At 57.7% G+C, this 8,039-nt stretch carries 9 protein-coding genes and 1 pseudogene; all 10 read right to left on the bottom strand.

Annotation, left to right across the window (positions count from 1 at the left end; genetic code table 11):
* Positions 1–90 precede the first annotated feature (90 nt).
* On the bottom strand, positions 91–1,485 hold the full coding sequence (rlmD, locus tag NW834_RS12735) for a 23S rRNA (uracil(1939)-C(5))-methyltransferase RlmD (protein ID WP_011432153.1): 1,395 nt from the start codon (positions 1,483–1,485) through the stop codon (positions 91–93).
* Between the two features lie 151 nt (positions 1,486–1,636).
* Positions 1,637–2,824 carry a GNAT family N-acetyltransferase gene (locus tag NW834_RS12730; RefSeq protein ID WP_011432151.1) on the bottom strand — a complete coding sequence of 396 codons (1,188 nt, stop codon included), beginning with the start codon at positions 2,822–2,824 and terminating at the stop codon, positions 1,637–1,639.
* Positions 2,809–2,985: a hypothetical protein gene (locus tag NW834_RS12725; protein WP_414418887.1), complete on the bottom strand. Its 177-nt coding sequence runs from the start codon at positions 2,983–2,985 to the stop codon at positions 2,809–2,811. Before NW834_RS12725 ends, NW834_RS12730 begins: the two co-directional genes overlap by 16 nt.
* Positions 2,986–3,053: 68 nt before the next feature.
* Positions 3,054–4,112 carry an ATP-grasp domain-containing protein gene (locus tag NW834_RS12720; RefSeq protein ID WP_414418888.1) on the bottom strand — a complete coding sequence of 353 codons (1,059 nt, stop codon included), beginning with the start codon at positions 4,110–4,112 and terminating at the stop codon, positions 3,054–3,056.
* A 36-nt stretch (positions 4,113–4,148) separates the two neighbouring features.
* Positions 4,149–4,967, bottom strand: a complete 819-nt coding sequence (locus tag NW834_RS12715; protein ID WP_414418889.1) for an alpha/beta hydrolase-fold protein — start codon at positions 4,965–4,967, stop codon at positions 4,149–4,151.
* Between the two features lie 66 nt (positions 4,968–5,033).
* Positions 5,034–5,687, bottom strand: a complete 654-nt coding sequence (locus NW834_RS12710) for an LON peptidase substrate-binding domain-containing protein (protein WP_011432147.1) — start codon at positions 5,685–5,687, stop codon at positions 5,034–5,036.
* Between the two features lie 95 nt (positions 5,688–5,782).
* Positions 5,783–6,295: a crossover junction endodeoxyribonuclease RuvC gene (gene ruvC, locus NW834_RS12705; protein ID WP_414329288.1), complete on the bottom strand. Its 513-nt coding sequence runs from the start codon at positions 6,293–6,295 to the stop codon at positions 5,783–5,785.
* A gap of 10 nt (positions 6,296–6,305) precedes the next feature.
* Positions 6,306–6,824, bottom strand: coding sequence for a CDP-diacylglycerol--glycerol-3-phosphate 3-phosphatidyltransferase (pgsA, locus tag NW834_RS12700; protein WP_414329287.1), 519 nt, complete (start codon positions 6,822–6,824; stop codon positions 6,306–6,308).
* A 78-nt stretch (positions 6,825–6,902) separates the two neighbouring features.
* On the bottom strand, positions 6,903–7,838 hold the full coding sequence (locus NW834_RS12695; protein ID WP_414350605.1) for a nucleoside hydrolase: 936 nt from the start codon (positions 7,836–7,838) through the stop codon (positions 6,903–6,905).
* A gap of 52 nt (positions 7,839–7,890) precedes the next feature.
* Positions 7,891–8,039, bottom strand: a pseudogene (locus tag NW834_RS12690) (RNA-guided endonuclease TnpB family protein); the annotation flags it as partial.

Genomic DNA, 8,039 nt, shown 5'->3' with positions numbered 1-8,039 from the left:
TTTTTAAAGGGCGTCGGCTACGGTCGGCGCTATCCTTCCCTGCCCTGAAGGACGGGGCTTGCCGCGCCTTTTGGTCAGGGTGCGTACTCTTCAAACTCGCTCCAAAAAGGCCACCCCCTCCACATGCCCGGTTTGGGGAAAGAAGTCAGCCGCCCGCCATTGGGTAAGGCGATAGGATCCCTCTGCCAGTAGGATCTGCAAGTCTCGCGCCAAAGTGGCAGGGTGACAGCTAATGTAGACGATGCGTGGTGGTCGTCGCAGCTTTAGGGTCTCGAGCACTTGGCGGTCGCAGCCGCGCCGCGGCGGATCCAGCACCACAATGTCGGCAGGGGGCAGGGTCGGCAAAACCTGTTCCACCGTGCCCTGGAAAAATTGGGCTGAGGCGATACCGTTGAACTGGGCATTGTAGCGGGCTTGGGCCACCGCTTCCGGCAAAGCTTCCACCCCCATCGCCCGTTTCGCCCGTTGCGCCAGCAGCAAGGTTAAGGTGCCGATGCCACAGTAGGCATCCAGGATGGTTTCCTCTCCCCGCAGGTTCAGTTGGTCGGCTATCCAGGTAAAAAAGGCTTCTGCTTGCTCTGTGTTGACCTGGAAGAAAGAGGTGCTGTCGATCCAGAGGGAAAAACCGGCAAATTCCTCCCGCAAAGACCCCCGACCGGCAATCACCTCAGTCTCCGGGCCGAAGATGGCATTGGTGCGGGCCGAGTTGAGATTGAGACAGACCCCCACCAGGTCAGGGTAGCGCTGCATCCAGCGTTCGGCCCAGCTTTCCAGATGGGGCAGGCGACGACTGCAACTGACCAAGGTCAGGAGCACCTCGCGGGTGCGGCGACCGATGCGCAAACCCAAGTGGCGGAGATGACCCTGGTGACGACTTTCGTCGTAGACACTCCAGCCCGTCTCTTGAAGATCGCGCTTGATTTCCCTCAGGAACACATCCAGCCGCTCGTCTTGCACGGGGCATTGGTTGAGGTTCACCAGGCGGTGGCTGCCCCGTTGGTAGTAGCCCATGCGCAAGGGCTGGCCCTCCGGTTTGGCCATGGGGTAGGTGACCTTGTTGCGATAGCGCAGCGGCTGCTGGGATCCCAAAATAGGGACAGGCTGCGGCAGAGTCAGACCGCCAATCCGCTCCAGTGCATCCCTGAGGATTTGCTGCTTGGTGGCCAATTGCTGGGCATAGCTGACATGTTGCCATTGGCAGCCACCACATTTGTCCGCCACAATGCAGGCTGGTCGCACCCGTTGGGGAGAGGGAGAAATCAGCGACCGAATTCGCCCGACCAAGTAGTTGCGCTTGATCTCGGTTATTTGGGCCACCACCTGATCCCCGGGCACCGCCTGGGACACAAACACCACTCGCCCTTGTCCAAGTCCTACCGTGTGGGCAATGCCATCTCCCTGGGGGGTCAGGGCCGTGACCTCCAACGCCAAGAGATCCCCAGGTTTAACGGGATCAGGAAGGCCGGAAGGGATCGGATGTTCCATTAGGCTGTTTCGCCGAAATTCGAAATAACTATAACCATAGGTCAGGTCGTGTTGGCTGGAGTCAGCATTGCCGGAAAAAGCTGTAGCAAGGCAAAAAGCATGTCAGCCGCCAACTGCTTACGGGATTGAAAACCCCATCCAATGAAGTGGTTCACTCCTTGGTCAAAGCAGATAGAGAAGGCAAAACATCTTCTCGAAAAGGAACCTCATTTTGATTCACGTTCTCCAGCTCGGCCAACATGAGAGGGTTAACCCGGTTTAGGTAGGGCACCAAAACCTGTTGTAGCCTTCGGCTGTAGAAGCGGTGGTAGCTGTACACAGGCGTGGCCGGAAATCCCCGTCGAATCTTATGGGATCCCCCTGCGCCGGGATCAAAGTTGCGGATCCCTTCTCGGATGGCGAGGGCAATGGGCTCGTAGTAGCAAACGTTAAAGTGCAAAAACTTCACCTCCTCCCGACAACCCCAGTAGCGCCCGAACAGGCGATCTCCCTTACGAATACAAAAAGACATCCCCACAATTTCTGCATTCCGTTCCCCGGCCACCAGCACAACTCGCTCCCGATAGTTGGGATAGAGAGACTCGAAAAAGCGGCGATTGAGATATTTGCTCCAGTTCCAAAATTGGGCGCAGGTGTTGCTGTAAAAGTCGTACATGAGAGACAACAGGCGGGGCGTGATCTCCTCTCCTGTGTAAATCTTGAGTTCTAGGCCGCTTTTTTCCATTGCAGCCCGCTCTCGCTTGATGTTGCGCCGCTGGTTGGCATTGAACTGGCTCAAAAAGTCTTCGTAAGAGCGGTAGCCGGGGTTGTGCCACTGGTAGTTGTGGGTGATCCGGGGCGTAAATCCATCCGACTCCAATTGAGTCCGCCAGTCCAGATCTACATAAAGCAAGCTAAACACCGAAATATCCTTCTCTTGGCAAAACCGGTCAATGGCTGCCAGCATCAACGACCACACCTCTGCTTCCGAATACTCGGGATGGACGAGGATGCGATAGCCCGTGGCCGGGGTGAAGGGGGCCATGCCGATTAACTTCGGGTAGTAGCGTTCCCCCAATTGGCCGGCAACTGCAGCCCATTCTTGGTCAAAGACAAACTCCCCCTGGCTGTGGCTTTTCAAATACAAGGGGGCAGCAGCAACCAACTGGCCGTCCGCCTCCACCAACAGGTGACAGGGCAGCCACCCTGTCCTGCGGCTGGCACAACCTGAGCTCTCTAGGCTGTGCAACCATTCGTATTCCAAAAAAGGAGAGGTGCGCTCCGTTTGCAAGGCGTGCCAGGCCCCTGCTGGGATCTCGCGAATATCGTGGCACCAGCGCCATTTCAACCCGGTTGACATTTGCCTGCTCGGATCAGACCAACCCGCCGTGCAATTGCCTCAGCTTGGCTGGGAAAAGGCCCCCAATGCTCTTGCCGACTCAACGCCGCCAAATGCAGCACCTGGCAGGATCCCTGCGCCTGCTTGATCACGTACCACCCTGAAACGGGGTCGGAAACCACGCTGCTGCTCCTTTGCCCGTCCACAACTTCCCCAGCGGAAAACCACACTTGTGGGTTCTGGTTTGATTTTAATCGGGATCCCTGGGCTCGTAGTAACGGTTGGCCAATTCCAAAGCCATCTGAAACTTCTGCTCGCGGGTGAGATCGGCCCGTCGGGCAATGTGGGCAAAGCGGTTGATATCTGGGGGCAGGAAGTCGAAAGGACGCTGTTCCCGCACGATGTCCAAGACCAAATCGCAAAGGGCCTGCTGGTAATCGTTGTAGAAGATCTCTCCCAAAGCCTTGAGCCGCCCATCGGGCACCGGATTGTTAAAGTCGATGGCCTGCAGCTCTCCCTGCTCGTCGATGAATAGCTCCACCGAGTTCATTTCATAGCCCAAAACTCGATTGATAATCCGACAGGTATTGATGACTTTCTGGCCCATTTCCGGGGTAAGAAATTCTGGATCAAACAGATATTCGCTGGCATCGAACTTTCGAAAGATATACTTGATCGGAATGATCTTTCGGCCAATGCAGAGGGCGCGAATCTGCCAAGGGTAAGGGGTTTTGACCTTCTCTTGGATCATCATCACCTGAGATCCAGAGCGGTCGTAAAAATAGAGGAGCTGCTCCATGTTGTGGGCTATTTCTACTCCAATGGCCTCTCGCCCCTCCGCCGGCTTAATCACAATTGGCCAGCCCAGATCTTCCGCCATCCCCTGCCAATCGAAAAACTTGTGATACTTAAAATCTTCTGCTTTCAATGCGGGGGCTTCTTTAGGGGGCAGAATGTAAGTTTTGGGGATGGAGATCCCCAGCTCTTTGACCACCATGTAGGCAGCATCTTTGTTGCGCAGGTAGTAATAAAAGCTAAAGGGGTTGTTGATGAGGTAAACCCCCCGAAAGGCAAAGCCCATGAACAGGCCGATGGCTTGGGGGTAAAGGTAGCTGAAACGATCCAGGATCAGGCGATACTTGGTGCGGTAATCCAGGTTCACCTCGTGAATGGTGACATGTTCGGCCCGGATCTTGTAAGTTTGGCCGTTGCGAGCTTGAATAGGGGGAAGTGCGTTGAGGCGGGCCAGAGTATCGTCCCCAAAAGGCTCGCTGAAGTGCAGGCTGCCAACCCAATAGTCTTCAATCATCAAAGCTCTCTCAAAAGCTATTCCCTGCAAGGGATCCTACGCGAAGGCGCGGATTTGCGCTTGCCAAGTGGGCCAGTCGTGATCCCCCTCCCATACCTCCAGTTGATGGGGGATGTCGTTGCGGCTGAGCACTTCTGCCAGGCGCAGATTGTCGCTGAGGCAGTGGTCGCGGCGAGCGGTGAGCAACTTCAGCTCGGTGTTGCGCCCGCCCAACTGATCCCAGAGTTGCCGGCTCATGTTGGACATATAGGCCAGCGGGTTGATGAAATACAGCTCCTGCTCTGCCCGTTGGGGATCCCAGCCGGTGACAGAGCCGAGAGCGGCCACATCGTAGGGCCCCCCCAGAGCCAAACAACGGCGCACTAGGCCGGGATGCCGACAGGTGAGGTTGACAGCATGGGTAGCTCCCAGGGAAAACCCAGCCACCACCAGAAACTCATTTTGCGCCTCGGCCTTGGCGTAGGGGATCAGCTCTTCTACCCAGTGCTGCTCCAGCAACAGCCAACGATCCCGCCGTTGGGGCAAGTCCAGCTGGCGGTTGAACAAAGTCTCCCAATCTAGGGTTTCCACGCAAAAAGCCTGCAAATAGCCCTGCTCCAGATGATGGCTGAGGCTGGCAATAATGCCGCGATCTTCCACGTCAAAAAAACGCCCGTTGCTGGTGGGCAGACAGATCAGCGGGTAGCCGTGATGCCCAAAGTGGAGCATCTCCATTTCCCGGCCCAAGATCTGAGAGGGAAAGCGCAAGTAGCGGCGAGCGTAGGCCATGAAAAACGGGGAAGGGATCCTCAAGAAATACCCAACCTTTCCGGGGGAAGCATTCTGCTCTGCCTGGTCGAGAAAGGCAAAGGGCACTCTCTGGAAAGGTCCACAAGAGCCACCAGAACAGATGGGAGCAGACCTGACCAACTGACAGGAACCTCAGGAAATTTCCGTGAACAGATCCTTGAGGGCCGTGCGGGCGGCCAAGTGCTTGCGGGTGGACTCGAGAATTTCGGCTTCCCGGCGCAGCCGCCTTTCGGTACTGACCATTTCCAGCAGAGCTTGCTGCTCTTGGGGGGCCCCATGGAAGTGGCTAGCCACCCAGTAGGACAGTTCTATGGGGGTGGTGGGGAGCTGCTCTGGCAACTGTGCATCCCGCTCCATTAGCTTGCCCGAGAGACGCACCACATCTTGAAGGAGAGTGGTAACCTGGCGCACCCAGCTCTGCAGGTCATCGGAAGGGGTGGTCGGCTCATCCTCAATCCATTCCACCAGCCCCACCCGGAAGGGTTTTTCCCGCACGTAATCCAAGACGCGGAAGCGCTGCTGCCCCAAGGTCAAAATGTCCATGCGGTCATCCGGCAATCGCTGCACCTGCAACACCTCAGCACAACAGCCCACCCGCACTGGGGATCCCGTCTGGGGATTGAACATCAGCACCCCAAAGCGGCGATCCGTCTCCAGAATGGTGTTGATCATCATGCGGTAGCGGTACTCGAAAATGTGCAGCGGCAGAGGTCGGCCCGGAAACAGCACCACCTCCGGCAAGGGAAACAGCGGTAGCTCGCGAACATCCACGGAAGAAGAAGGCATAGGGCTTGTGCTTCTCGCTGTACTGAGTCTAGCCCATCTTTATTGGCCAATCTTTATCTCTGCTAAAGGTAGGGGATTGACAGGGAGGGGATCCCTCAAGAGAAGCGGTGGTGCCAGACTGTGATGGCAATCGCCAAGGCATCGGCGGCATCATCCGGGCGGGGCAAGCTGGGCAGGTTGAGTTCCCGGGCCACGGCAGCTTGTACAGCCTGCTTGTCGGCGCGTCCGTAGCCTGTCAAACTTTGCTTGACTTGGGCGGGCGTAAACTCCACCGGCAACAGATGATGCTGGGCCAAGGTGAGCAGGATCACGCCACGGGCTTGGGCGATGGCAATGGTATTGCCCATTTTGTAGAAAAAAAGTTTTTCCAGCCCCACCTGATGCGGGCGCAGTTGGCGCAGCAACTGGCTCAAATCCTCGTGCAGCGTTTGCAGCCGCTCCGGCATCGAGTGTTGGCTGGGGGTGCTGATCACCCCATAATCCACAGGTTTCAACCCCGCAGATCCCGCCAGAATGCAACCAAAACCCATGGTTCCCAGACCTGGATCTAGGCCGAGGATGCGCTGCTCAGGTGGGGTGTCTCCTCTGTCGGCGAGGGGCGGGGGGATCTGACAAGGGCTATGGCCTGCCGGGTGACTGCGCATGATGGGGATGATCGGTGTGCAGGTAGGTCAGGCCCGAGATCAGGGTGAGAACCACCGCCACCCAAAAACAAGGGATCCCTCCCGGCCACCCCAAAATCAGCAAAGCAATGGCCAGGATTTGGGTTACCGTCTTGGCTTTGCCCCAGAAATTGGCACCGCGGATTTGGCTTTGGTTGACCCGCCAGCCGGCGATGGCCAGCTCCCGCCCCACCAGCAAAAACACGCCCCAAGCGGGGATCCGCCCCAGTTCCAGCAGGCCCAGCAGCGGCGCCAACACCAGCAGCTTATCCACCAGAGGATCCAAAAACTTGCCCATATCGGTTACCAAGCCATAACGGCGGGCCAAATGGCCATCCAGCCAATCGGTTGCCGCCGCCAACAGGAACGCCCAGAGGGCCAACCTCTCCCCCAGTGGGGATCGCAGGCTCAGGCCCAGCAAAACAAAAGGGATCCCTGCCAGCCGCAGCAGGGTGACGGCGGTGGGCAGGTTCACCCACTCCAGCTTGGCACGTTGGACGGCGCTGGGATTCTCCACCTTCGGATCTGGCCTCAAGGATCAGAACTATCAGAATTATCGGTAACGGCCCAGGCGCTCGGTGAGCAGGTGGTAAAACCCCTGGGCATCCACCCCAAAAGCCACCTGAACATTGGCGAGGCGACCACTGGATCCCCAGCGATCCACCACCGTCCGGCCCAGGTTCAAGGGGCTAGCCGTTTCCACCTCGACGTAGCAGGGCTTGAGCTCGAACAACTGCGGCTGTAACAGATAGGCAATCACACAAGGGTCGTGCAATGGCCCTCCCGGTAGCCCGTAGCGTTCTACGTCGACCTTACCGTAAAAGGTGAGCATATTGGCCACCGTCTGCCCAACGCGGGTGCCCAGGGCGCGGATGCGCTCAATCCGCTCCGGCGTGCTGAGGACCTGTTGGGTGACGTGCAAGCCCAGCATCACCACCTCCGGGATCCCGGCGCTGAGCACGATCTGGGCGGCGTGGGGATCGGTGAGGATGTTGAACTCGGCTGCCGGGGTAACATTCCCCTCAAAGGCGGATCCCCCCATAAACACCAGCCGCCGGATGCGCTCCACAATTCGGGGCTGCTGCACCAGAGCCACCGCCAAGTTGGTCATCGGGCCCAGCAAAGCCAAGGTAACCGGCTCAGGGGCAGCCATCAGCGTCTCGATGAGATAGGGCACTGCATGCTGGGATCCCAAAGGCATCTGGGGCTCCGGCAGATCCGCTCCATCGATCCCGGTTTTGCCATGCACCTGCTCGGCGGTTTCCAGAGGGCGCAAGAGAGGTCGGGGGCAGCCAGCATACACCCCCATCTGCGGCTGACCGGCCAATTCACAGATCTGTCGAGCGTTGCGGCTGGTTTTGTCCAAGGAGACATTGCCGGCCACCGTGGTAATGCCCAGCAATTGCAGCTCTTCTGGCGACGCCATAGCCAGCAGCAGAGCCACCGCATCGTCTTGGCCAGGGTCACAGTCGATGATCAGGGGCACCATAGGGATCTCGGCAGCAGCTCACTCACCCCTAGTTTAGGTTTTTCTGATACATTTACGCTGAACACTGCTGATCATTACTGCTCAACGGTGAAGCGATAGCATTCTGTCCGTTTCCAAACAGAACGGCGGTATCCCGCAAAGCTCTGAGCATAACACCCAGAGCGCCTTGCCAATCTCGTGGTAGCCTATGGTTGCACTTTG

This window comes from Synechococcus sp. R60.1 (assembly GCF_047461835.1).
GTDB lineage: Bacteria > Cyanobacteriota > Cyanobacteriia > Thermostichales > Thermostichaceae > Thermostichus.
Note: the sequence above shows the minus strand (reverse complement) of the source record. Positions and strands in the feature narration are given on the sequence as shown.